Source organism: Tenacibaculum soleae (genome assembly GCF_001693415.1).
Taxonomy (GTDB): Bacteria; Bacteroidota; Bacteroidia; order Flavobacteriales; family Flavobacteriaceae; genus Polaribacter; species Polaribacter soleae.
On the sequence record NZ_MAKX01000024.1, the window covers coordinates 35335 to 59620 of the forward strand.

25 protein-coding genes are annotated in these 24286 nt (G+C 29.5%); 10 read left to right on the top strand and 15 right to left on the bottom strand.

All coding sequences use genetic code 11. From position 1 onward, the window contains the following. The first annotated feature begins 40 nt into the window (after positions 1–40). The 5 genes from BA195_RS11270 to BA195_RS11290 are packed head-to-tail and all read left to right on the top strand — an operon-like array spanning position 41 to position 5492. Complete coding sequence (locus BA195_RS11270; protein ID WP_084443184.1) at positions 41–727, top strand: hypothetical protein; 687 nt, start codon at positions 41–43, stop codon at positions 725–727. Positions 728–731: 4 nt separating this feature from the next. Further along, positions 732–1967 (top strand): DUF4350 domain-containing protein, encoded by a 1236-nt coding sequence (locus tag BA195_RS11275; RefSeq protein WP_068705954.1) that lies wholly within the window; start codon positions 732–734, stop codon positions 1965–1967. A 53-nt stretch (positions 1968–2020) separates the two neighbouring features. Beyond that, positions 2021–3097 carry a hypothetical protein gene (locus BA195_RS11280; protein WP_068705532.1) on the top strand — a complete coding sequence of 359 codons (1077 nt, stop codon included), beginning with the start codon at positions 2021–2023 and terminating at the stop codon, positions 3095–3097. A 59-nt stretch (positions 3098–3156) separates the two neighbouring features. Then, positions 3157–4158: an AAA family ATPase gene (locus BA195_RS11285; protein ID WP_068705534.1), complete on the top strand. Its 1002-nt coding sequence runs from the start codon at positions 3157–3159 to the stop codon at positions 4156–4158. A 2-nt stretch (positions 4159–4160) separates the two neighbouring features. Next, positions 4161–5492 carry a DUF58 domain-containing protein gene (locus BA195_RS11290; protein WP_176715000.1) on the top strand — a complete coding sequence of 444 codons (1332 nt, stop codon included), beginning with the start codon at positions 4161–4163 and terminating at the stop codon, positions 5490–5492. 52 nt (positions 5493–5544) lie between these two features. On the opposite strand, the gene BA195_RS11295 is transcribed toward BA195_RS11290, so the two are convergent. From BA195_RS11295 to BA195_RS11305, 3 genes are read right to left on the bottom strand one after another with little or no spacing between them, the layout of a single operon-like run. Next, entirely contained in the window at positions 5545–5871 is a 327-nt protein-coding gene (locus tag BA195_RS11295) for a CCC motif membrane protein (protein ID WP_068705538.1), read from the bottom strand. 16 nt (positions 5872–5887) lie between these two features. Continuing rightward, the gene (locus tag BA195_RS11300; protein WP_068705540.1) at positions 5888–6181 is read right to left on the bottom strand and encodes a DUF2752 domain-containing protein; all 294 of its coding nucleotides are present in this window, start codon (positions 6179–6181) and stop codon (positions 5888–5890) included. Positions 6182–6186: 5 nt separating this feature from the next. Beyond that, complete coding sequence (locus BA195_RS11305) at positions 6187–6510, bottom strand: YbaB/EbfC family nucleoid-associated protein (RefSeq protein ID WP_068705542.1); 324 nt, start codon at positions 6508–6510, stop codon at positions 6187–6189. 73 nt (positions 6511–6583) lie between these two features. Between BA195_RS11305 and BA195_RS11310 the strand changes: the two genes are divergently transcribed. The 3 genes from BA195_RS11310 to BA195_RS11320 all read left to right on the top strand — a co-directional run bounded on the left by BA195_RS11310 (position 6584) and on the right by BA195_RS11320 (position 10416). Then, positions 6584–8746 carry a S9 family peptidase gene (locus BA195_RS11310; RefSeq protein WP_084443187.1) on the top strand — a complete coding sequence of 721 codons (2163 nt, stop codon included), beginning with the start codon at positions 6584–6586 and terminating at the stop codon, positions 8744–8746. Between the two features lie 112 nt (positions 8747–8858). Then, positions 8859–9857: a cysteate synthase gene (capA, locus tag BA195_RS11315; protein ID WP_068705544.1), complete on the top strand. Its 999-nt coding sequence runs from the start codon at positions 8859–8861 to the stop codon at positions 9855–9857. A 124-nt stretch (positions 9858–9981) separates the two neighbouring features. Beyond that, positions 9982–10416, top strand: coding sequence for a hypothetical protein (locus tag BA195_RS11320; RefSeq protein WP_068705546.1), 435 nt, complete (start codon positions 9982–9984; stop codon positions 10414–10416). Positions 10417–10494: 78 nt separating this feature from the next. On the opposite strand, the gene BA195_RS11325 is transcribed toward BA195_RS11320, so the two are convergent. The 6 genes from BA195_RS11325 to BA195_RS11350 form a co-directional block, all read right to left on the bottom strand. Then, positions 10495–12732 (bottom strand): M1 family metallopeptidase, encoded by a 2238-nt coding sequence (locus BA195_RS11325; protein WP_068705548.1) that lies wholly within the window; start codon positions 12730–12732, stop codon positions 10495–10497. A gap of 168 nt (positions 12733–12900) precedes the next feature. Further along, complete coding sequence (locus BA195_RS11330) at positions 12901–15021, bottom strand: M1 family metallopeptidase (protein ID WP_068705550.1); 2121 nt, start codon at positions 15019–15021, stop codon at positions 12901–12903. Between the two features lie 67 nt (positions 15022–15088). After that, the gene (locus BA195_RS11335; protein ID WP_068705552.1) at positions 15089–15580 is read right to left on the bottom strand and encodes a DUF6702 family protein; all 492 of its coding nucleotides are present in this window, start codon (positions 15578–15580) and stop codon (positions 15089–15091) included. A 33-nt stretch (positions 15581–15613) separates the two neighbouring features. Further along, positions 15614–16405 (bottom strand): carboxypeptidase-like regulatory domain-containing protein, encoded by a 792-nt coding sequence (locus tag BA195_RS11340; protein ID WP_068705554.1) that lies wholly within the window; start codon positions 16403–16405, stop codon positions 15614–15616. After that, positions 16402–17217, bottom strand: a complete 816-nt coding sequence (locus BA195_RS11345; protein ID WP_068705556.1) for a carboxypeptidase-like regulatory domain-containing protein — start codon at positions 17215–17217, stop codon at positions 16402–16404. The genes BA195_RS11340 and BA195_RS11345 overlap by 4 nt, the downstream gene beginning before the upstream one ends. A 4-nt stretch (positions 17218–17221) precedes the next feature. Next, positions 17222–18001: a carboxypeptidase-like regulatory domain-containing protein gene (locus tag BA195_RS11350; protein ID WP_068705558.1), complete on the bottom strand. Its 780-nt coding sequence runs from the start codon at positions 17999–18001 to the stop codon at positions 17222–17224. A gap of 70 nt (positions 18002–18071) precedes the next feature. Between BA195_RS11350 and pepE the strand changes: the two genes are divergently transcribed. Continuing rightward, positions 18072–18779: a dipeptidase PepE gene (gene pepE / locus BA195_RS11355; RefSeq protein WP_068705559.1), complete on the top strand. Its 708-nt coding sequence runs from the start codon at positions 18072–18074 to the stop codon at positions 18777–18779. Between the two features lie 239 nt (positions 18780–19018). After that, positions 19019–19162 (top strand): hypothetical protein, encoded by a 144-nt coding sequence (locus tag BA195_RS14460; RefSeq protein WP_176714997.1) that lies wholly within the window; start codon positions 19019–19021, stop codon positions 19160–19162. 169 nt (positions 19163–19331) lie between these two features. On the opposite strand, the gene folD is transcribed toward BA195_RS14460, so the two are convergent. The 6 genes from folD to BA195_RS11385 all read right to left on the bottom strand — a co-directional run bounded on the left by folD (position 19332) and on the right by BA195_RS11385 (position 24179). Next, entirely contained in the window at positions 19332–20207 is an 876-nt protein-coding gene (folD, locus tag BA195_RS11360) for a bifunctional methylenetetrahydrofolate dehydrogenase/methenyltetrahydrofolate cyclohydrolase FolD (protein ID WP_068705561.1), read from the bottom strand. 72 nt (positions 20208–20279) lie between these two features. Next, entirely contained in the window at positions 20280–21608 is a 1329-nt protein-coding gene (gene ffh, locus BA195_RS11365) for a signal recognition particle protein (RefSeq protein ID WP_068705563.1), read from the bottom strand. A 107-nt stretch (positions 21609–21715) separates the two neighbouring features. Then, the gene (locus BA195_RS11370; protein WP_068705564.1) at positions 21716–22240 is read right to left on the bottom strand and encodes a DinB family protein; all 525 of its coding nucleotides are present in this window, start codon (positions 22238–22240) and stop codon (positions 21716–21718) included. Then, on the bottom strand, positions 22240–22794 hold the full coding sequence (locus BA195_RS11375; RefSeq protein WP_068705565.1) for a DUF1572 family protein: 555 nt from the start codon (positions 22792–22794) through the stop codon (positions 22240–22242). The genes BA195_RS11370 and BA195_RS11375 overlap by 1 nt, the downstream gene beginning before the upstream one ends. 48 nt (positions 22795–22842) lie before the next feature. After that, positions 22843–23310 carry a peptide-methionine (R)-S-oxide reductase MsrB gene (gene msrB / locus BA195_RS11380; RefSeq protein ID WP_068705566.1) on the bottom strand — a complete coding sequence of 156 codons (468 nt, stop codon included), beginning with the start codon at positions 23308–23310 and terminating at the stop codon, positions 22843–22845. A gap of 2 nt (positions 23311–23312) precedes the next feature. Then, entirely contained in the window at positions 23313–24179 is an 867-nt protein-coding gene (locus BA195_RS11385) for an alpha/beta fold hydrolase (RefSeq protein WP_068705567.1), read from the bottom strand. Positions 24180–24286: the final 107 nt, after the last annotated feature.

A 24286-nucleotide genomic window follows, 5' to 3' on the forward strand; every position in this document is an offset into this window, starting at 1 on the left:
TTTATTTTTTTACATAGCATTTTTTTTACTTTCTTTTCAGATGTTTTTACAAACATCTGAAAAGAAAAAGGTTCAGTTTGATACAGAATTTATCGAATTAAAAAAGTTCGACAATAAAAAGATTGAAGCTTATAAAAAGCAAGATGCTTTTATATATATAGTAGAAAAAAGAGAACCAACAGTTATAGAAAAAGTATGGAATTGGTTTAAAAGAACAATCAAAAAAGTATTGTCTTATCTTTTTGATGATATTTCGCCAGCTATGGGGTTTTTAAAATGGGTTTTAAAAATTTTACCATATATAATTGCTGGTTTGGTTTTATTTTTAATTATTAAATTCTTTTTAAAAGTAAATGCTCGTAATATTATTGATGGTAAAAAAGCTACAGCAATGGTAAGTTTATCAGACGAAGAAACTTTAATAAAAGAAAAAGATTTACCAGCATTAATTAAAATAGCCATAACGGATGGTAATTTTAAATTAGCTACTCGTTATTATTATTTATTATTATTAAAAAAGTTGTCAGAAAAAGAATTGATTTTTTGGCAGCAAGAAAAAACAAATGAAGATTATATAAAAGAGTTAGCCTCAAATAAAAACTTATATAAAGAGTTTGAAACACTAACGCATTTATATGATTACGTTTGGTATGGTGAGTTTTTAATTAATAAAGAAAAGTTTTTAAAAGCTGAAATAAACTTTAAAAAAATGATTGCTAAAATTTAATAAGTTGGACAAAAAACTAAAAGTATATATTGGTTTATTGGTATTTATAATACTGGGCATTGTTTATGTTGAGTTAATAAAACCAAAAGAAATTAATTGGTTTCCGAGTTATGATGCGAAACATAAAATACCATATGGAACTTATGTATTGCACAAAGAAATGACGTCTTTTTTTACTGATAAAAAAGTAAGAGATGTATATCAATCTCCGTATGTGTTTTTAAAAGATTCAACCAATACAGGAACTTATTTTTTTGTTGATGGAAAATTAAACTTCGGAGAAGAAGAATTTAACGAGTTATTAAAGTTTGCAGCAAGAGGAAACGATGTTTTTATAGCATCAAATGGGGTAAATATTGATACTTTAAATGTTCGTTCAAAACAGTTAAGTACAACAGTTTTTGAAGAGAAAGCATATCAAATATTGGTTAATAAACATGTAAATATCAATGAATATTATTTTGATAGAGATTTTTCGAAAGCCTATTTTTCTGAAATAGATACTTTAAACGCAACTATTTTAGGCGAATTATTAATTAAAAATGAAAAAGATTCAATTATAAGTCGTAAACCAAATTTTATCAAAACAAAATTCGGAAAAGGTACTTTCTATTTGCATACATTTCCACAAGCATTTACCAATTATAATATGCTTTTAAATGATAATTATAAATATGTAGCAAGTGTATTATCATATTTAAATAATACATCAAAAAATAAAAAAAAATCAGGTATTGATACTGTTGGTAATGATGCTATTATTTTATGGGATGCCTATTATAAAACAGGAAAAAGCGGGATATCATCGCCAATGAAATATGTTTTAGGCTCTAAACATTTAAAATGGGCATACTATATTGCATTGATAGGTGTGTTGTTTTTTGTGATTTTTAAAGGAAAAAGAAGTCAGCGATTTATACCTGTAATCACACCATTAAAAAATCAAACATTGGCATTTACACGCACGATTGCGAATATGTACTATGAAAAATCAGATCATAAAAACATAGCCACACATAAAATAAATTATTTTTTAGAATACATAAGAATTACATACCGATTATCAACCTTAAAAATTGACGAACCTTTTTACAGTAAACTAGCCAGCAGAAGTGGTAATTCGTTAGAAAAAGTATCAGAGTTATTTAAGAAAATTGATAGCATAAACGATAAAGATAAAATTTTAGAAGAAGATTTAATTGCGCTTAATAAAGCAATTGAAGCGTTTAAAAAGAATTAAAAATAAATTTAATAAAAAGAGTAAACCTCAAATTAGTTTAATAACTATATAAAATGAAAAGAATAATAAAAGCAATAGCAAGTTTATTAATTATAATTTTAATAGCAGCTTGTAGTAGTAATGAACCAACCTCTAAAGAATTTCGTTATTTAGGTTTTGAAAAAAATGTATTATTACCAGCGTTAAATGAAAGAGATATAATATTTTACGCTTTAGATTTTGATAGTGATAAAAATAATTGGGAACTAAATTTAAATGATGGTATAAATGATATTCCTGTAAAATTAACTTTAGTTGAAGAAACTCCTTATGGTTGGGTAACTGTTAGTGGAAATTTACAAAAAGTATATTTTAAAGCACCCGCTTTTGGTACAGGTAATTATACATTAACCATAAAAAATAAAGTAACAGGTCAGGTACTTAGTGATACTTTTTTAGTCCGTGATAGTAATTTTGATAACATAAAATCGGCGTCAGACGCATCGTTTGAATTAGCCGAGACAGAAAATTTACTATACTATCAAAATACAACTAATACTATATTAAGCGATATAAACACTACTAGTATTGAAAAAATAGTATTAGAAAACGAAACGACATTTAGCACTATTTTATTAGAACATGAAGTTAATAATGAAGGGAAAATAAATTTTACAATCCCCCAAACAACACCATTAGCAACGTATTATTTAGCCGTTTACTATAACAGCGGAGTCAATAAATATTTTGATAAAAAATTAATTGTTTTAGAAGTGCAAGAACCAGTAATTGAAAATGTAAATAAAACAACAATTAATTCAGGTGAAACGTTAATTTTAAAAGGGAGCAATTTTAGATATGCTATAAATGAAGATTTTATACCAACAAAAGGTTTAGGGTATATAGCTAACGAAACGAAGTTAATATTTAATGATGGTAATAATGAATATCAGCTTCATATGGGAAGATATAAAGACGATGAAATGTACACTAGTATAAACGAAAGTTTTACTGAACTAACCTTTAAGATACCTGCAAAAGATGATTTTTATATCTTTTCAGATAATGATAGAACTTATTTTGAAGGAAAAGTATACCTAACAAACGGTCCTTATAAAACAGCACCGTTTACATTGAGAATAGATTATTAAATAAAAAGAGTAAAAAGTATATAAAATGTTTATACTTTAATATAAAAGGATAAAAATTTATGAATACAGAAAATAATCCAACAGAAGAAAACGAACTATTTTCAAGCAGAATAGACTTGTCAAAGTTAAAAGAAGCGGTTGGTAAAATAAAAGAACAATTAGCAAAAGTAATTGTAGGGCAAGAAGAGTTTATTGAGCTGTTATTAGTTTCTGTATTGGCAGACGGGCATGTATTAATTGAAGGAGTACCTGGAGTTGCAAAAACAGTAACCGCAAAATTGTTAGCAAAAACAATAGCGACCGATTTTAGTAGAATTCAGTTTACACCCGATTTAATGCCTTCAGATGTTTTAGGAACGTCTGTTTTAAACATGAAAACTTCAAATTTTGAGTTTAAAAAAGGACCAATTTTTTCTAACATTGTTTTAATTGATGAGATAAACAGAGCGCCAGCAAAAACGCAAGCAGCTTTGTTTGAAGTAATGGAAGAAAAGCAAATTACTATGGATGGTGAACGTTATGTTATGAATCCGCCATTTATGGTTTTAGCAACCCAAAATCCAATAGAGCAGGAGGGAACTTATGCATTGCCTGAAGCACAGTTAGACCGTTTTTTATTCAAGATAAACGTTGGCTATCCGAATTTAGAAGAAGAAATTAAAATTATCACCGCTCATAATGACAGAAAAGGAGCATTGCCACAAACTAAAGTAAAAGCAGTTTTAACAGAAACCGAATTATTAGAATACAGAAGTAAGGTTTTTGAAGTGTTGGTTGAAGAAAAAATAATAAAATACATCGCTCAATTAATATCAAATACACGTAATAACGCACACTTATATTTAGGTGGTTCACCAAGAGCAAGCATTGCCGTTTTAATGGCTTCAAAAGCTTTTGCAGCCATAAACGGACGTGATTTTGTGATTCCTGAAGATGTAAAAAAGAGTATTTACCCAGTATTACGTCATCGAATTATGTTAACGCCTGAACGAGAAATGGAGGGTATGACTACTGATAAGGTTATTGAAATGATTGTGCAATCTGTAGAAGTTCCAAGATAGTGATCAAGTTTTTTAAATCCCTATACATTCACAATCGCTTTTTTAGTTATATAAGCGTTTTTTCAGCATTGTTTTTAATATCGTTTTGGCTGCCTGTTATTTACAATGCAACATGGTTATTGGTATGGCTATTTTTAATAACCATGTGTATAGACCTGGTGATTTTATATCGATTTAAAAATGGGTTTTCATCAAAACGTATAGTGTCAGATAAATTATCAAATTCTGATGAAAATGAAATAGCTATTACGTTAGAAAATAAGTATCCTTTTCAAGTTTTTGTATCGTTGATTGATGAACTACCAACGCAGTTTCAAAAAAGAGATTTTGATTATAAAACATCACTTCAATCTGCCGAAAAATCAACATTTACATACAGCGTTCGCCCTGTAGAAAGAGGTGTGTATAATTTCGGAAGCATACATGTTTTTGTTTCATCAATTTTACAAATTTTTTCGAGAAGATATACTTTTTCAGATGCTAATGACGTAAAAGTGTATCCGTCGTATGTTCAAATGAAAAAGTATGAATTTTTAGCGATGCACAATAGTTTAACAGAATTTGGAATGAAAAAAATCCGTCGTATTGGACATACAATGGAATTTGAGCAAATTAAAAATTACATTCCAGGCGATGATGTGCGAAATGTAAACTGGAAAGCAACTGCCAAAAGAGGTGCCTTGATGGTAAATCAATATCAAGATGAAAAATCGCAGCCTATTTATTCAATTATCGATTTAGGACGTGTTATGAAAATGCCTTTTGAAGGATTAAGTTTGTTAGATTACGCAATAAATTCGGCCTTAGCTTTTTCAAATATAGCCTTATTAAAAAATGACAAAGCAGGAATGCTTACGTTTTCTAAAAATGTAGAAAAAATTATAGCAGCGAGTAATAAAAAAACAAATTTATCGGTAATTAATGAAGAGTTGTATAATATTACAACCAATTTTACCGATGCTAATTTTGCGTTGTTATATGCAACGATTAAAAGAAAAATAAATCAACGAAGTTTACTTATTTTATATACAAATTTCGAGCATATTTCAGCCTTAAAAAGACAGCTACCGTATTTAAAAGCAATCGCTAAAAAACATTTATTAGTAACGGTTTTCTTTGAAAACACTGAACTTGATAGTTTGGTAAATGAAAATTCGGAAGATTTACAAAGTATTTATCATAAAACAATAGCCGAAAAGTATACATATGAGAAAAGGCTAATTGTAAAAGAGTTAGAACGGAATAGTATTCATGCTATTTTAACCAAACCACAACAATTATCGGTAAACGTAATCAATAAATACTTAGAGTTTAAAGCAAAAGGAATGATATAAAAAAAGCAACCAAATTTGGTTGCTTTTTTTATGTTTATTTTCTAAGATAAAATTACTGCATGTTTTGTAATTGCTCTTGAAATAATTCAGGATTTTGTATTGTTTCTAACCCAAAATAAGCAATCATACCTATTATTAATATAAGATATAAAGCACTTAAAATAATACCTACAATAGCTAACATTTTACCTGTTTTAACATTCTTAATTCCATCGTATTCATCAGGATTATTAGCATGTAAAGTAGTAGCTTTTTTTGCTAAAACTAATGCAACGATTCCTAAAATTAACCCAATAAAACCGTAACAACAACATGATAGTATTGAAAGTATACCCAATACTAAAACCCCTGTTGAATTTGGTAATTTTTGTTTTTCCATAGTTTTTTACTAAAATTTAAATTAATTGATTCATTTTTATAAAGTAACTTATAACAATAATAAGTACATTAATAACCGCCAATATACTAATTATTTTTTGCGCATATTTTACTTTATAAAGTAAATTTACTACAATAAATACCGCTAAAATTAACAGTGTATAAATAGCTGGATACATTTTAAAAGCAGCAATAAATTCGCCATGCATAAGTAAACTTAAAGCACGTTGTGTACCACAACCTAAACAATCAACTCCAAAAAGTTTTTTGTTTAAACAAGGTAGCATGTAATTATCTAATTGTAATAACATAGTATTTATTTAAACATATCCATTCCTGGAATATTTGGCATGCCATCTTTGGCAGCAATTGCTAATTCTTGTTCGTTAATTTCACCTGCTCTTTTTAAAGCTTTGTTAAGTGTTAAAACTAAATAATCTTCCAGTTCTTCTTTATCTTCTAGTAAACTTTTATTTATAGTAATAGCTTTAACCTCTCTATTAGCTGTAACAGTAATATTAAGAGCTCCATTGGCTGCACTTTCGTCAATTAAAACGGTGTTTAAACGGTTTTTAGTTTCTGCCACTTTTTTTTGGGCATCTTTTAATTTATTCATCATTCCTGAAATATCTCCAAACATATATCGTTATATTTTATAATATTAACTAACAAAAATAATATTTTCAAAAGAAAATTAATCAAACTAAATAAAAATGAAAAAATTAATGTTAACTGCTATAGCTTTTAGCCTTATTTTTGCTTCTTGCAAAAAACAAGAAATGAAGAAAGATATTATAGCTCCAGTTGCTGAAAAGCAACCAACAACTTTAGAAAAACATGGAGACAAACGCACTGATGATTACTTTTGGATGCGTTTAACAGATGCGCAAAAAAATGCGGATGTTAAAGATGAGCAAACTCAAAAAGTGTACGATTATTTAAATGCCGAAAACGCTTATTATGAAGAGCGAACTAAAGAAACAAAAGAGTTTCAGGAGCATTTATTTGAAGAAATGAAAGGGCGTATTAAAGAGGATGACCAATCAGTACCTTATAAAAGTAACGGGTATTTTTACATAACGCGTTTTGAAAAGGGACAACAATATCCTATTTATAGTCGTAAAAAAGAAACATTAAAGGCACAAGAAGAAATATTATTTAATGTAAATGATGAGGCAAAAGGTTTTGATTATTTTCAATTAGGAGGTTTAAGTATTTCGCCAGATAATAAATTAGCAGCCTTTGCTACAGATACGGTAAGCCGTCGTCAATATTTTATCAGAATTAAAAATTTAGAAACAGGTAAACTGTATAAAGATATTATAGAAAATACCACTGGTGGATGTGTTTGGGCAAATGATAATAAAACATTATTTTATACAAAAAAGGATCCAGTAACCTTACGATCATCAAAAATATATAAACATATATTAGGGTCAGACTCAAAATTAGATGAATTGGTTTTTGAAGAAAAAGATGAAACTTTTGGCGCTTTTGTAACAAAAACTAAATCTAAAAAATACATTGTAGTAGGTTCTTATAGTACGGTTTCAACAGAATATCAAGTTTTAAATGCTGATAATCCGAAGGAAGAATTAAGGATGATTCAACCTCGTGAGCGCGATTTAGAATATGATATTGCACATTACGAAGATCATTTTTATATTAAAACCAATAAAGACGGAGCAACAAACTTTAAGTTGATGAAAACTCCTGAAAATAAAACTGAAAAAGAAAATTGGGTAGATGTAATTCCGCATAGAGAAGATACTTTATTCGAAGATTTTTCAATTTTTAAAGATTATTTAGTTTTAGAAGAAAGAAACAATGGGTTAAATAAAATTCGTATCAAACGTTGGGATAACACAGCAGATTATTATTTACCTTTTGATGAAGAAACTTATTCAGCAGGTGTACACGGTAACCCTGATTTTGATACTGAAATTATCCGTTATTCATATAATTCGATGACGACTCCTAGCTCGGTAATTGATTTTAATATGAAAGATAAATCTAAAGAAGTCAAAAAAGAACAAGAAGTTTTAGGAGGTAAATTTGATAAAAATAATTATATAAGTGAACGTATTTGGGTAACTGCTCGCGATGGTAAAAAGGTAGCCTTATCAATTGTACATCATAAAAATACGAAGTTAACTAAAGATACGCCGGTTTTACAATATGCCTACGGATCATACGGACATACTATTTCAGACGGATTTTCAACAACGCGCTTAAGTTTGTTAGATAGAGGTTTTGTATATGCATTAGCGCACATCCGCGGAAGCGAATATTTAGGACGTGATTGGTATGAAGACGGTAAAATGCTTAATAAGAAAAATACTTTTAATGATTTTGTAGATTGCTCTAAATATTTAATAGATAACAACTATACATCACCAAAACATTTATATGCCATGGGCGGATCTGCTGGTGGATTATTAATGGGGGCGATTGTTAATATGACCCCAGAATTATATAACGGAATTATAGCAGCTGTGCCTTTTGTTGATGTAATTTCTACAATGTTAGATGATACAATACCATTAACAACAGGTGAATACGATGAGTGGGGAAATCCGAATGATAAGGAGTACTATGATTATATAAAATCATATTCTCCATACGATCAAGTTAAGGCTCAAAAATACCCAAATATGTTAATTACCACAGGGCTACACGATAGCCAAGTACAATATTGGGAACCTGCAAAATGGATTGCTAAACTTAGAGATGTAAAAACAGATGATAATATGCTTTTTTTACATACAAATATGGAAGCAGGTCATGGAGGAGCATCAGGAAGGTTTAACGCATTGAAAGAAACCGCAGAAGAATATAGCTTCTTTTTAATGTTAGAAGGTAAGTTAGAAAAATAATTATATTTTTGCACTCGATTTGAGTGTAAGCGTCATTGTAATAATGAGTAAATCTCAAAAAGATAAATTTGTGCTCATTGATACAATGACGCTTTCTTAGTTTTTAATAAAAATGAATAGACATAAAGGTATTACCAATTCAATTTTAGATTTAATAGGGCAAACCCCAATGATAAAGTTAGATAAAATTACTAAAGATTTTTTAGGAACTTATTACGCAAAAATTGAGGCTTTTAATCCAGGACATTCAGCTAAAGACAGGATAGCATTACATATTATAGAAAGTGCAGAAAAAAAAGGTATTTTAAAACCAGGAGATATAATTGTTGAAACAACATCAGGAAATACAGGTTTTTCAATAGCAATGATTAGTGTAATAAAAGGGTATAGATGTATTTTGGCAGTAAGTGATAAATCATCACAAGACAAAATTGATATGCTAAAATCAATGGGAGCAGAGGTGCATGTTTGCCCTGCATATGTTGCTGCTGATGATCCTCGTTCATATTACGAAGTAGCCAAAAGATTGCACAAAGAAAACCCAGGTTCTATTTATATTAACCAGTATTTTAATGAGTTAAATATTGAAGCGCATTACAAAAGTACAGGTCCCGAAATTTGGAAACAAACCAAAGGTAAAGTTACACACGTTGTTATTGCTAGTGGAACAGGAGGAACTATTTCAGGGACTGGTAAGTATTTAAAAGAAAAAAATCCGAAGATAAAAGTGTTAGGAGTTGATGCCATTGGGTCGGTATTAAAAAAATACCACGAAACAGGTGCTTTTGATGAGAATGAAATTTCACCCTATAAAATAGAAGGACTAGGTAAAAATTTAATTCCAACCGCAACTGATTTTGATGTTATTGATGTTTATGAAAAAGTATCAGATAAAGCAGCAGCTTTTAAATCAAGAGAGTTGGTAAAAACAGAAGGGTTGTTTTGTGGATATACATCGGGGGCTGTTTTGCAAGCTACTCAGCAATATGCAGCTAAAGATTATTTTGATAAAGATAGTGTAGTCGTTGTCATTTTACCAGATCATGGCTCGAGATATATGAATAAAATTTATTCAGATGCTTGGATGAAAGAGCAAGGTTTTTTAGAGTAGTTTTTATTTGGGTAACATAGTATCTTTTGTTTTTATAATAAGTATAATTTTTTATTTAATAAAACGTTATTCTTTCTAATTAGAATCAAATATATTTATAGCAAACTTTTAAACCCTAATATTTATGAAAAAACTATTTTTTATAGCAACGTTATTTCTTTCTGTTGCTTCGTATTCACAAATTGAATTTATTGAAACAGCAAAGATTGAAATTGTTGGTAGAGTAGAGTTTGTTTACCTAGAAAAATTAGGAGACGAAGCTTATAACTTATTTTACAAGAATATTAATAACCCTATTAATGAATATGTGTCTTTTACATTTAAAAATGTAGACAATGATGCAGATAAGCTACATGAAATTATGACAAGAGGTTTTTCTGAAGCAGCAGGACATAAGTACCAAATAAAAGCAAATGGAGATGTAGTTTATTTAAAATATGAAAGAGATGAGGGAGAAATTAAATTACAAATTGAACAATATGTAAGTAGAGATCCAGACGTTCTTACTGAGTCTAAATTATTAACATTAGAAGAAATTAATAAGTTATTTAGAAAATAATAAAACCAACAAAATTTATATATAAATAAAAACCCGCTTTTTACAGCGGGTTTTTTTTATATAAACGAGTATAATTTATTAATTTCTTACTTTACTCTTAAACTTATCAAACTTATTTGTTGTTTTCTTAGGCCAACTATTGTTTGCTGTATCTATATCCGCAGTTTCTAAATCTGGATCAACAACAATACTTTTAACTTCTTTTTGTGAAGTAAAAACTCTAAATACTTTGGCATCATTTTTCATCCAAATTTGAGCAGGGAAAGTTTCACGCTTTTTGGTACCATCAACATAAGTTAATTCTACAATAATTGGCATTGGTAAACCTCCTGGCTTTTCAAATTCAACTTGATACATGTATTTAGGAATTTCTTTTAAATTAGCCTTTTTATCAGCAGATAACCCATCAACATATTTTTTTACTCCAGATGCATTCGCATTTTCTTTTTTATCCGTTAAATAAACTAACTCTCCTAAAGAATCAAAATAAGCTTTAGCTCTTGGATTTGTTTTAATTATTTCTTTTACTCTATCAGATTTTTTATCTGTAAGATATAAAGGTTTAACTTCTTTTATTCCGATATCTGAATAATCAGTTGTGTAAAACCATCCTCTCCAAAACCAGTCTAAATCCATTCCAGAAGCATCTTCCATGGTTCTAAAAAAATCAGCTGGAGTAGGATGTTTAAACATCCATCTTTTAGCGTACGTTCTAAAAGCGTAGTCAAATAATTCTGGTCCCATAATTGTTGTACGTAACATGTATAAACCAGCTGCGGGTTTAGTATAGGCATTAGGACCAAAGTTTTTTACATAATCCCCTTGCGACATGATCGGGCTTAATTTACTTTGATCTAAACTCATATACCTTACAATATCCTTAGGTAGGTTACCAGTATTAAAGTTTGGATCATAATCTAATTCTGCTAAAATTTCAACAAATGAGTTTAAACCTTCATCCATCCATGTCCATTGACGTTCATCAGAATTTACAATCATAGGAAAAAAGTTGTGCCCTACTTCATGTGTAATTACACCAATCATTCCGTTTTTTACTCTATCAGAGTATGTCCCATCAGGATTTGGTCTTCCATAATTAAAACAAATCATAGGGTATTCCATACCTTGTCTTTTAGCATGTACAGAAATTGCTTTTGAGTATGGGTAATCGAATGTCATTTTAGAATATTCCTCTAATGTGTTAGCAACAACTCTTGTTGAGTGTTCTTCCCATAATGGATTTCCTTCTTTAGGGTATAGTGAAACAGCCATAATGTTTTTACCATTAATTTTAACAGCCATTGCATCCCAAATATACTTTCTAGATGAAGCAAACGCATAATCACGTACATTATTTGCTTTAAAGTGCCATGTTTTTGTTTTTGATGAACGTCCTTTTTCAGCTTTTTCAGCTTCTTCTTGTGTTACTATAAAAACAGGGTCTTTATACGATTTTCTAGCTTTTTCCCAGCGTTTACGTTGTTCTTTAGTTAAAACATCTTTTTCGTTTTGTAATTCACCAGTTGCATCAACAATATGATCAGCAGGTACTGTTAATTTAACATCATAATCTCCAAATTCTAAAGCCCATTCACTACGACCCCAAAATTGCATGTTTTGCCATCCCTCTACGTTATCATAGACAGCTAAACGAGGAAAGAATTGAGCGATTGTATAGTTTTTATTTCCATCAGGAAATAATTCAAAACCAGAACGACCACCATCATCAACAGAGTTATTGATTAAATAATTCCATTTAATACTAAATTTAAAAACCTCACCAGGTGCAAGTGCTTTAGGTAGGTTAATACGCATCATTGTACGGTTAATAGTGTGAGATAAATCAGTACCATCAGCGTTTTTTACTTCTTCTATTTTGTAACCAAAATCTTTTGGTTTTCCCATGTTGTCGGTAACAAATTTTTCAGGTGTTTGAAAACCGTTAGCTCCTTTAGACTCTGCTAATGGAGTTTTAGAGTCAGGAGCACGCATGTTCTGATCTAACTGCACCCACAAGTAGTCTAACTGATCATTAGAGTTATTATGATATGTAATAGTCTCATCACCATATAATTTATTTGAAGCTTCATCTAAACGTAAATCCATTACATAATCAACTTTTTGTTGCGTATATGCATGACCAGGTGCACCAGAAGCGGTATGTTGATCGTTAGGAGTAGCTAATACATCTTTTAACTGACGAAACTTGTTTTGATCGATGTGACCTTTTTGTGGCTCATTTTTTGGTACTTCTTGTGCAAAAATAGATGCAGATACAAAAAGAGCTGAAAATAGTAGTGTTGAGTACTTTCTCATTGTTTGTTTAATTGAGTTTTATAATATTTGGAAAGTTACTAAATTTTGTGAAAGAGAGAAGATGATTTGTTAAAGTTTTAACAAATCTTTATCTTTTTTAGTTAAATATGTAAACAAAAAAAGCGACACAGTTTTTTTGTGTCGCTTATATTTTTCGATAAAAGAAGATTATCCTTTTACTTTACGCTTGAATTTGTCAAATTTAGTTGCTCTTTTTTTAGGCCAGCTATTATTCGAGGTATCTACATCGGCAGTCTCTAAATCAGGATCAATAGTTATGTTTTGTATTTGTTTTGATGAAGAAAACACTTTAGTTATCTCTTTGTCATTATATCTCCATATTTGAGCTGGATATGTTTTTCTTTCTTTTGATCCGTCTTTATAAGTAAACTCAACAATAATAGGCATTACTAATCCACCTGGTTTATTGTAAGTAATTTCATAATGATATTTACTCTGTTTTTTAGAAAAACCTAATCCATTACTCGTATCTTCAATAAAGTTTACTGATGCATCTTTATTTTTAGTTGTATAGAATTTTTTAACACCTTTTACACCAATATCAGTAACATCGGTTGTGTAAAACCATCCTCTCCAAAACCAATCTAAATCCATTGCCGAGGCATCTTCCATCGATCTAAAGAAATCGGCAGGAGTAGGGTGTTTAAATTTCCATCTTTTGGCGTAAGTAGCAAAAGCATGATCAAATAATTCTTTACCCATTATGGTTTCTCTTAATATCCATAAGGCAGTAGCAGGTTTACCATAGGCATTGTTACCAAAACTATAAACATGATCTCCTTTAGACATAATTGGTGCAATTCTTGATTGATCACCACTCATATACTTTACAATATTTTTCGGATACCCTCGTGTAATAGGAAAATCTTTATCGTAATCTAATTCAGCTAACATCTCCATATAAGAGTTTAAACCTTCATCCATCCATGTCCATTGGCGTTCATCTGAATTTACAATCATCGGAAAAAAGTTATGACCAACTTCGTGAATGGTAACTTTAACCATTCTATATTTTATTCTGTCAGAATATCCTCCATCTGGAAGATCTGGTCTTCCTGGATTGAAACATATCTGTGGATATTCCATTCCCATTTGCCCATCAACAGAAATTGCTTTATGATATGGATAATCAAAAGTGTATCTAGAATACGTTTTTAACGTTTGTGCTACAGCTCTTGTAGAATGATCTCCGTATAATGGATTTGCTTCTTTTGAGTATAAAGATTCTGCCATTACGGTTTTACCGTTAATGTCAACAGCCATTGCATCAAAAATAAATTTTCGTGAAGTTGCAAAAGCATAATCTCTTACGTTTTCGGCATAAAATTTCCAAGTTTTTGTTTTTTTAGAACGATTTTTCTCAATTTTTTCAGCCTCTTTTTGAGTTCTAATAATCACTGGATTATCAAACGTTTTTTTAGCTTTTTCAATTCTTTTTAATTCAGTTTTAGAAAAAACATCTTTAGGGTTTTGTAAAACTCCAGTTGCACCTAACATATGATCGGCCGGTACGGTTATATTTACGTTAAAGTCTCCAAATTCTAAAGCAAATTCACTTCTTCCCCAAAACTGATCGTTTTGCCATCCTTCTACATTATCATACACACACATACGAGGATAAAATTGTGCGATTACATAATTGTTGTTTCCATCTTTAGGAAAATGTTCGTAACCAGATCTTCCTCCTTGGGTTCTGTGGTTATTGATGTTATACCACCAAGAAATATTAAATTTAAATGTTGCGCCAGATGCTAATGGTTGCGCTAAATTAATACGCATCATTGTTTGATTAATGGTATATGATAATTTACTTCCGTCTGTATTAGTTACGCTCGTAATTTTAAAGCCACCATCAAAAGCCTTTTCAGGGAAAGCTCTATCATAAAAACGTTTTGGTAATTTTTTACGAATTTTTGTTGGAGCAATATCTGGTGTTTTAGAATCTGCTGCACGCATGTTTTGATCTAATTGTACCCATAAATAGGTTAGTTCATCAACAGAGTTGTTGTGATAAGTAATTGTTTCGTTACCAGATATACTACGTTTATCGTCATTTAGAACAATATCCATCGTGTAGTCAACTTTTTGTTGGGTATAATCTTTCCCAGGAGCCCCAGAAGCTGTGTGCTGGTTATTTGGTGTTGGTAGTTCTTGTTTTAATTGTCGAAATTTGTTTTGATTCGTGTGTCCTTCTTTAGTAATTTGTTGAGCAAAGGCAGAGGTTGCTATTAAGAAAAGAGAAAAAACGAATAAAATAGTTTTTTTCATTATGTATAAAGTTGTTGTTAAATAGGTTTTAAATGTAAGGATAAGATGTTGCTTTTGTTAATAAATGTTAAAATTTTAACAAACCTTTATCATTTTTTTTATCTAAAAATAGGCTTTTACGAGTTTTTTTTATTGAAGCCTTAATTAAGTTTTGTTGTTCTGGAAAATGGTTTATTAAAACATCATTTTTTATTTCAAGAGTATTTAAACTAGCAACGTTTTCTATTTCTAAATAAAAATATACTATATCTCCATCGTATTCTTTTCCTATAAAACGATATTCTACTTTTTTATTATTGATGTTAACTTTAAAATGTTTTTTTAAATAAGTTATAAAGAGTTCATCTACTTTTTTTAACTCATTTTTTGTAGTTAGTTGTAGGTTAACATTATAATCTTCATTTATAGCCTTTTCAATATCATCCATAAAAACATTCATAATCATTTGTACAGATTGTGTTGTTTCTTTGTATGCTATTTCAGTTAATGAAATGTAATATTTATGAAGACTAAATGAAAAGAGTGGAAGTATAAATAAAAGTAGAATTAATTTTCTCATAATTTTTAAATAACCAATTATTGCGCCAAAATACTAATTATAATCGCTTGAATATAATTTTTTAAATGCTTCAGATTTATTTTTCAAGAAAAGAATCATGTTTATTTCACTTGAGTTATAAATTTGATTAAATTTTTTGTCATTGTTACAAAAATAAATGAACTTATAAACGTCAGATTCATTAATATTGTACTCTTTTACTATATGTTTTGAGTAGGTATTTTTTATTTTAGTTACTTTTATTTCTAAACTTTCAATTGTTTTCAATTTTCGAAGTTTTGTTATTCTTCCCGAAATACTGTTTAATATATAGTCTATAGAAACTGAGGTTAACCCTATTGGATGACTACCTCCCATAGCTGTATGTAACTTTCTTTCTGCAGGAGTCATTATTTTTGAACCGGCAAATGGTAGTTTTAATGTTTTTGCATTAATTTCTTTTTCGGTTTTAATGTTTTTACTATCAGAAGTTAAGTAGCCTAATAAATTATTTTTTTTTAAGTTCACTTCATCTAACTCATAAGCTATTTTTAATAAATTAAAAGTATTTTTGTGTATGCTAAAATGATTTTCGGTTACTTTAAAAATTGTTGTTTTATAGCCGACAAATGATATTTGCATAGCATCATTTTTTTTAGCTAAAATTCTAAATTCACCACTTTCATTGGTGAAAGTACCTTGTTTTGTAGATAAATTTATTACGTGCGCATTGTAAACCGCTCCAACTTTATCTTTAACATTAGCATATAAAAATTTTCGATGTTTTTGAGCAAACATCGTTAAAAATGAAAATAAAAAAATAAAAAAGAGTAATTGTTTTATCATTCGGGTAAATTTATAATATTTAAATAACTTTTACTTTCTTGTTTTAATATTTTTATTACCAATAATACGTTTCCTTTTTTATAAAGGTTTTCTATATCTAACGGATTGCAATATTCTAAAAAGTGATAATATTTTTCTTTTGGGATTTTTAAATCTACAAAAAAGAATTTTTCACCAAATTCTGAAATTAACATTTTAGGAAATGCTTCTTTAAATTTAATTTCTTTTCTTAATCTTCTTTTTGCGGCACCATATTGATCAATGCCTTCAGTATAACCGACACCAATCCCTCCAAATTTAGCAGTAGGATCGGTTTGTTTTTGCATGTTTGGAGCTTTAGAGAGATCAATGGCATCAATTTGGCTAATAACCTTTTCTTCAAAATTTATCATTGAAAAATCTAAAGCACTTTCTGATCTATCTTTTCCAATATTTTTAGGTGTTTTTTTTGCGTCAATAGTTAAAGCTCCTATTAAATTGTGTTTTTTTAAAACTATTTCATTTAACTCAATAACTTCTTTTTTTAAGTGAATGGTATTTTCAAACATTCCGAAATGTTTTGTTACTACCTCAAAAACCGTAGTTTTATAACCCACAAAAGTTATTTGTAAAGAGTCGGTTGCTTTTGCTAAAATTCTAAATTTTCCTTCTTGATTGGAAAAAGTTCCTTGTTTTGTACTAAGGTTTATTATATGTGCATTGTATACAGCGCCTAGTTTATCTTTTAAAGTAGCATATAAAAAATTTCTTTTTTTTTGTGAAAAGACTTTAAAAGAAATGCAGATAAAAATTAAGGGTAGTAGTTTTTTCATATACTTATTTTTGAGTAAGACGTGTGTTTTCTTTATTTAAAAGAGATGAAGCGTTTTTACTGTTATCTAATAAAACCGTGGTAAGCTCTAAAAATTTATCTTTTTTATATAAATTAATAATGCCTTTTGTAATACAAAATTCTAAAAACGGATTAATGTTTTCTTTTGTTATTTTTAATTGATTTATAAAAAAGCCATCAGTAAAGTGTTTTCTTATTTTGGCTATATTTTTATCCTCAGTTTGTAATTTTTTTAATATTTTTTTTTGTTTAGTTTTTCCGTTTAAAGTGTTTAAAAATCCAGTTAAGTTAACTGAAACGCCTGATTTAATACTGATTGCTTTTTCGTTGTTTGCTTTTTTTGCGTTTGCATAAGGTAGTTTTAATGTTTGTGCATTAACAAGAGGACCTTTATAAATAAGTATATCTTTATCTATCTCAAAAATTCCTTTCTTTTTTTTTAGAACAACTTCATCTAACATATAAGTTTTACTATCTAAATAAATATTGATTTGTATAGATTTTAAATTATCAGCAGTAATAATATGTTCTTTATACTCGACATTTAAATGAGAAATAATTAACACATCTCCTTTGGTAGCTAAAATTTCAAAAAAACCATCCTTGTTTGAAATAGTACCTAAATCAAGTTTAGTGTTAATGATATGTACATCTTGTATGGCTACACTGTCTAAATAAACAATACCTGTGATAATTTTAGGAGTAGTTTGTGCAGTAACTATTACGGTTATCAAGTTGAATATTATAAATAAAATCTTCTTCATATTACAAATAAACCACCTATTGGTCTTAAAAATGTTTTAAAAGGATGGTAAATTTTTGTTAATTTGATGTATGAAAAAAATAATTATAGCCAGTACATCAACAATTCACGGAAGTGGATATTTAGAATATATATTGCCAACTCTTGCTACTTTTTTTAAAGAAGCTAATACTATTTTATTTATTCCGTACGCACGACCAGGCGGAATTAGTTATGACGAATACACAGCTATTGCTAAAAAAGCCTTTGCTACCATTGGTAAAGATGTAAAAGGAATTCATGAATTTGAAAATCCGAAGGAAGCATTACAGCAAGCTGATGGAGTTTTTACTGGTGGAGGAAACACGTTTGAGCTGGTAAATCAATTATATAAAAATAACGTAATCGATATTTTAAAAAAAACTATTGAAAAAGGTACTCCATATTTAGGAACCAGTGCAGGTAGTAATATTTGTGGTGTAACCATGATGAATACTAATGATATGCCAATAGTGTATCCGCCAAGTTTTAAAACGCTGGGGCTTATTCCTTTTAACATTAATGCACATTATTTAGATCCTATCAAAGGATCTACGCATATGGGAGAGACTCGTGAAACTAGAATTAAAGAGTACCATGTATTTAACAAGACTTCAGTTTTAGGTTTACGTGAAGGAAGTTGGCTAGCAGTAAACGATAAGTCGATTGTATTAAAAGGAAATTTACCTGCACGACTATTTAAAAAAGATACAGCTCCTACAGAAATAGTAACTGAAACAGAAATAAGCACGTATTTTTAAGTTGATAATTAAACTGTGGTTATTTTGTAAGTTTCTCTAAAATTATTAAAATCAATTTTTTATGAAAAATAATTTATTGATAATTATTGCTTTTTGTGTTTCTTTAACAGCATTTTCTCAATTTGATTATAATGTAAGTAAAGAGTAATGGTACTGCTGTGCAGGATTTAAATTTAAAAGAAGATTGAAGTCAATCAGGTAGTTTCCGACAATATAATAAAGATAGTTTAAATTGGTATGTGCATTATTACAGCGCTAAGCAAGCTACACCAAATGGAACCGAATATTTTTCACGAATAACTTTTTATGACATTAATAAAAAAAGGTATAAATGGATTGGCGAATGGGTAGATAAAACAGGAAAAGTAGTTTTTCCTTTTTAGAAAATATCCTGTGTTAAATGAAAAAAGAGAGAATAAATATTCTCTCTTTTTTTATAATATATTTCCCCCAAAATATATTACATGTGTGTTATATTGCTAATTTATAGGTTTTTAATTGTTTTAAATTGTAAAAAATCGTAATCCTACAAAATTAATAGGTTTTGTTAATTTATGCCGACCTTTTACAGGCAAGTAGTGTGTTTTTTAGCAACATAGCTATAGTCATTGGTCCTACACCGCCAGGAACAGGAGTTATAAATGCTGATTTTTGAGCAACTTCGTTAAAAGCAACATCACCAACTAAACGAAATCCACGTTTTTTAGAAGGATCTGCTACACGGGTAATACCTACATCAATTACGGTTACATCTTCTTTAACCATATCAGCTTTTAAAAATTCAGGAATTCCTAAGGCAGCAATAATAATATCGGCTTGTAAAGTAATTTCTTTTAAATTTTTAGTTCTACTATGGGTTAAGGTAACAGTGGCATTACCAATAGTTCTTTTTTGACCTAATAAAATACTCATAGGGCTACCTACAATATGGCTACGACCAATAACCACCACGTGTTTTCCTGATGTTTCAACTTTGTAACGATCTAATAATTCTAATATTCCGAATGGAGTTGCAGAAATAAAAGTAGGTAAGTTTAAAGCCATTTTACCAACATTTGTTGGATGAAATCCATCTACATCTTTATCAGGGTTTACAGCCATTAATACTTTTTGTTCATCAATATGGTCGGGTAGTGGTAATTGTACGATAAAGCCATCAATATCATTGTCAATATTTAAAATAGCAATTTCATTTAATAATTCTTCTTCAGTAGTTTCTTCAGGTAATCTAATTAAAGAAGATTCAAATCCTACACGATCACAGGCTTTTACCTTGGCATTAACGTAGGTTAAACTAGCACCATCATTACCAACAATAATTGCTGCTAAATGCGGTGTTTTTTTGTCGTTGTTTTTTAACTCTAATACTTCAAGAGCTATTTCTTCTTTAATATCTGCAGATGTTTTTTTACCGTCTAGTAAAATCATTTTATTGTTGTGTTGGTTGTTGTTAACAGTTGTATATATAAAAAAAGAGAAGCCACAGCTTCTCTTTATGAATTATCTCATTCCTTTCATCATTTGCATCATTTTTCTTCCACCACCACCTTGCATCATCTTCATCATTTTGCTCATCTGATTAAATTGCTTCATCAGTTGATTTATTTCCTGAACAGAGGTACCAGATCCTTTTGCAATTCTTTTTTTACGACTTGCGTTTATGGATGATGGGGTACTTCTTTCATGCGGAGTCATAGATTGTATAATTGCTTCAATACCTTTAAAGGCATTATCATCAATATCAACATCTTTTAAAGCTTTACCAGCACCAGGAATCATACCTACTAAATCTTTCATGCTTCCCATCTTTTTGATTTGTTGAATTTGACTTAAAAAGTCATCAAAACCAAACTGATCTTTTGCAATTTTCTTTTGTAGTTTTCTGGCTTCATTTTCGTCGTATTGTTCTTGAGCACGTTCTACTAACGAAATAACGTCTCCCATTCCTAAAATACGATCGGCCATACGATCTGGATAGAATACATCAATAGCATCCATTTTTTCACCAGTACCAATAAATTTAATTGGTTTATCTACTACCGATTTAATGGTTAGTGCGGCTCCACCACGAGTATCACCATCTAATTTGGTTAATACTACACCATCAAAATTTAAAATATCATTAAAGGCTTTTGCTGTGTTTACGGCATCTTGCCCTGTCATAGAATCTACAACAAATAAAGTTTCTTGTGGTTTTACAGCTTTGTGAATGTTAGAAATTTCTGTCATCATTTCTTCATCAACAGCTAAACGACCTGCGGTATCAATAATAACTACATTTTTACCGTTTGCCTTCGCATGTTTAATTGCGTTTTCAGAAATTTCAACAGGATTTTGGTTTCCAACTTCAGCATATACTTCTACACCAATTTGCTCACCAACAACTTGTAACTGATTAATAGCGGCAGGACGATATACATCACAACCAACTAATAAAACCTCTTTAGATTTTTTTGTTTTTAAGAAGTTAGCCAATTTACCAGAAAAAGTAGTTTTACCAGATCCTTGTAAACCAGACATTAAAATTACGCTAAGTGAACCTCCTAAATTAATACCAACAGTGTCTCCACCCATTAATTCGGTTAACTCATCTTTAACTAATTTTACCATTAATTGCCCAGGGTTTAACGTAGTTAATACGTCTTGTCCTAAAGCTTTTTGTTGTACTCTTTTGGTAAAATCTTTAGCAATTTTAAAGTTAACATCGGCATCTAATAAAGCTCTACGAACTTCTTTTAGCGTTTCAGCAACGTTAACTTCGGTAATTTTTCCGTGTCCTTTAAGCGTATGTAACGCTTTATCTAACTTTTCACTTAAATTATTAAACATGTATCGGCTTCATTTTTAGAGGCACAAATATAATAATTTAGTTGTTAGTTAGGTAGTTTTTTTATAAGCAGTTTTAGAATAATTATATTTTTATGAGGATGAATATTTTAATGATTTTCTTTTAATATATCTGCATGATGTTGAGTGTGGTAAGCTGTCCACATAATAATTTCACGCACAGGCATTTTTCCCATCAATGGATGTGGAAGAATTATAGTATTTAAATCTTTATCTCTCCAACGCTGAGTTTTATCTTGTAATTTTTTGTTTTGTATCTGAAGTGTAGATAATAATTGTTTAAACTTTTTTTCTGATGGAGTTTTTATATGGATATTGAATTGTTTGGCTCGTTCTTGATTTTTAGAAAGTTTATCTTGATATCTTTTTACAGTTTCATCATATGAACGCACTGTACGATTTGCAACTCCAAATTTGTATTTTAAAATAAACTTAGGATAACTCAAGGCTTTATTTACTTGTTTTATTGAGTTTACAAGATGATCAATATGTTGTCCTGTAGTCCATTTTTGTTCAGGGCCTTTTTCAAAAATATCTTCGGGTTGATTTTTTAGCCAACTAAATAATTGTTGATGCTTTTCTTCTAGTAAATTAACGACTGCTTCTTTTTCCATTATAAATCTTCTGTAAAATGTTTACGTGTTTTTTCTTTACTAAATTTTTCAGTATTGTATTCTTTTGATGTTCCTTTGGCTACGGATAAAGTTTGCCATTTATCAGCAGTTAAAAACTTACCTAAAAATACTATTTGGCCAATATGATATGAATAATGACATAACTGCCTATTTATAGCTTCGGTTATAGTGTGTCCTTGATTTCGTATATAAACAATGGTATTAGCATTTTGAGTGTTTATATTATTAAGGGCATCAAATAAACATTTCCAACCTATTTCCCAATAGGTAATGACTTCTTCTTTGGTGGTAAACGAATTTATAAATTCATCATCTCTATTTCGCCATTCTTTTTCTCCATCTTCAGTTAAAAAATGAGTCCAACGAGAAAGCATGTTTCCTGCAATATGTTTTGTTATGGTAGCGATGGAATTTTCGTTTTTACTAGAAAACAAAAAAAACTGATCGGTAGTTAATTGCGCAAATGTTTTATCGCCTAAAAGCTTATAATATTCAAATTGCTTTTTTACGCTAGGTAAGTAAGATTCATCCATAAAAAAGAGCTGATTATAGTCAGCTCTAAGATACAATATTTATAGGGATTATTTTTTAGGAATAAATTGTAAAGCAGCACCGTTTATACAATGGCGTTCTCCAGTTGTTTCTACAGGACCATCGTTAAAAGCATGCCCTAAGTGCCCGCCACAAGTATTGCATTTTAATTCGGTACGTGCATATCCAATTTTATAGTCTACATCTAATTCAATATTTTTTTTTATAGCACGGTCAAAAGCGGGCCATCCTGATCCAGAATCGTATTTGTGAGCCGATTTATATAAAGGTGTTTTGCAAGCAGCACATACATAAACTCCTTTTTTATAATTTTTGTTTAACGGACTTGAGTTTTGACGCTCTGTACCAGCTTCTCTAAGAACATAGTATTGCAAGGGTGTTAAAAGAGTTTTCCATTGAGTATTTGTTTTTAAAACGCGATATGTTTTTTTGTTTTGAGTATTGGCCGTAAAACAAATAAATAAGGTTAAAATAAAAGTAAGTATGTTTTTGTTCATGTTTATTGAATGATAAAATCTACAATTTGAGAAGTTACTTTTTTATCACGTAATATTTTAGTGTGACCTAAACCTTTTGTGATTAAAAGTTTTCCGTTTTGTAAGCTTTGACGAATATTTATAGCACAACTTACAGGAACATCTCCATCATTTGAATCATGAACGATTAAAGTAGGAATTGATATATTTTTAGCTACAATACTTGATGAATGTGCATCAATATCCATATGCCATTGTTTGTCAAAAAGTTTTTTCATTTTTTTAGCAACAATAGGTTTTACTTTTAAGTTATTGATAAAATTTAATATTACATCTGATATTTTATCAGCAGCACCAACAGTAATTAATTTTTTAATATTAAAATTAGTAGCAACGCTATTATACAAACACATACCACCAAAAGAATGTCCAATAGCAGCTTCAAAAGGACCAAATTGCTTATCTATTTCTGTAATGGTATCTAAAAACTCAGGCATCATGGTTGTTTTTCCTTGAGATTTTCCATGTGCTGGTCCATCAAAAGAAATTACCATATACCCTTTTTCTAATAATTTATCAGCAATCATAAATAATTGCGTGCTTCTGCCTGCCCAACCATGAACTAGCAAAACTTTCTTTTTAGAATATCCATAAGATAGGACGTGAATTTTTTTAGAAATCGAAGGTATATTTATTGTTTTTTGCTGTGCACTTTTTAACATTACAAGCTCTCTTTTTGGAGTTGAAAACTTTATTGGGGTAATAAAAAGTTTAATACCAAATTTAGCGGTTAAATAAGTTGAGAAATACTGAATTGATTTTGCAATAAAAATAATAGGTTTAGGAACAACTAAACTAGGTGGAAAAAGTATTGAATTTTTAAAATTCATGAAATTTATTTTTAAGATAAAGATAGAAATTGTAAATTTAAACATACAATTTGTTTATTACTTTTGTGACTATCTTTTTTTTAACGTGTCATAAATAATAACCAAGA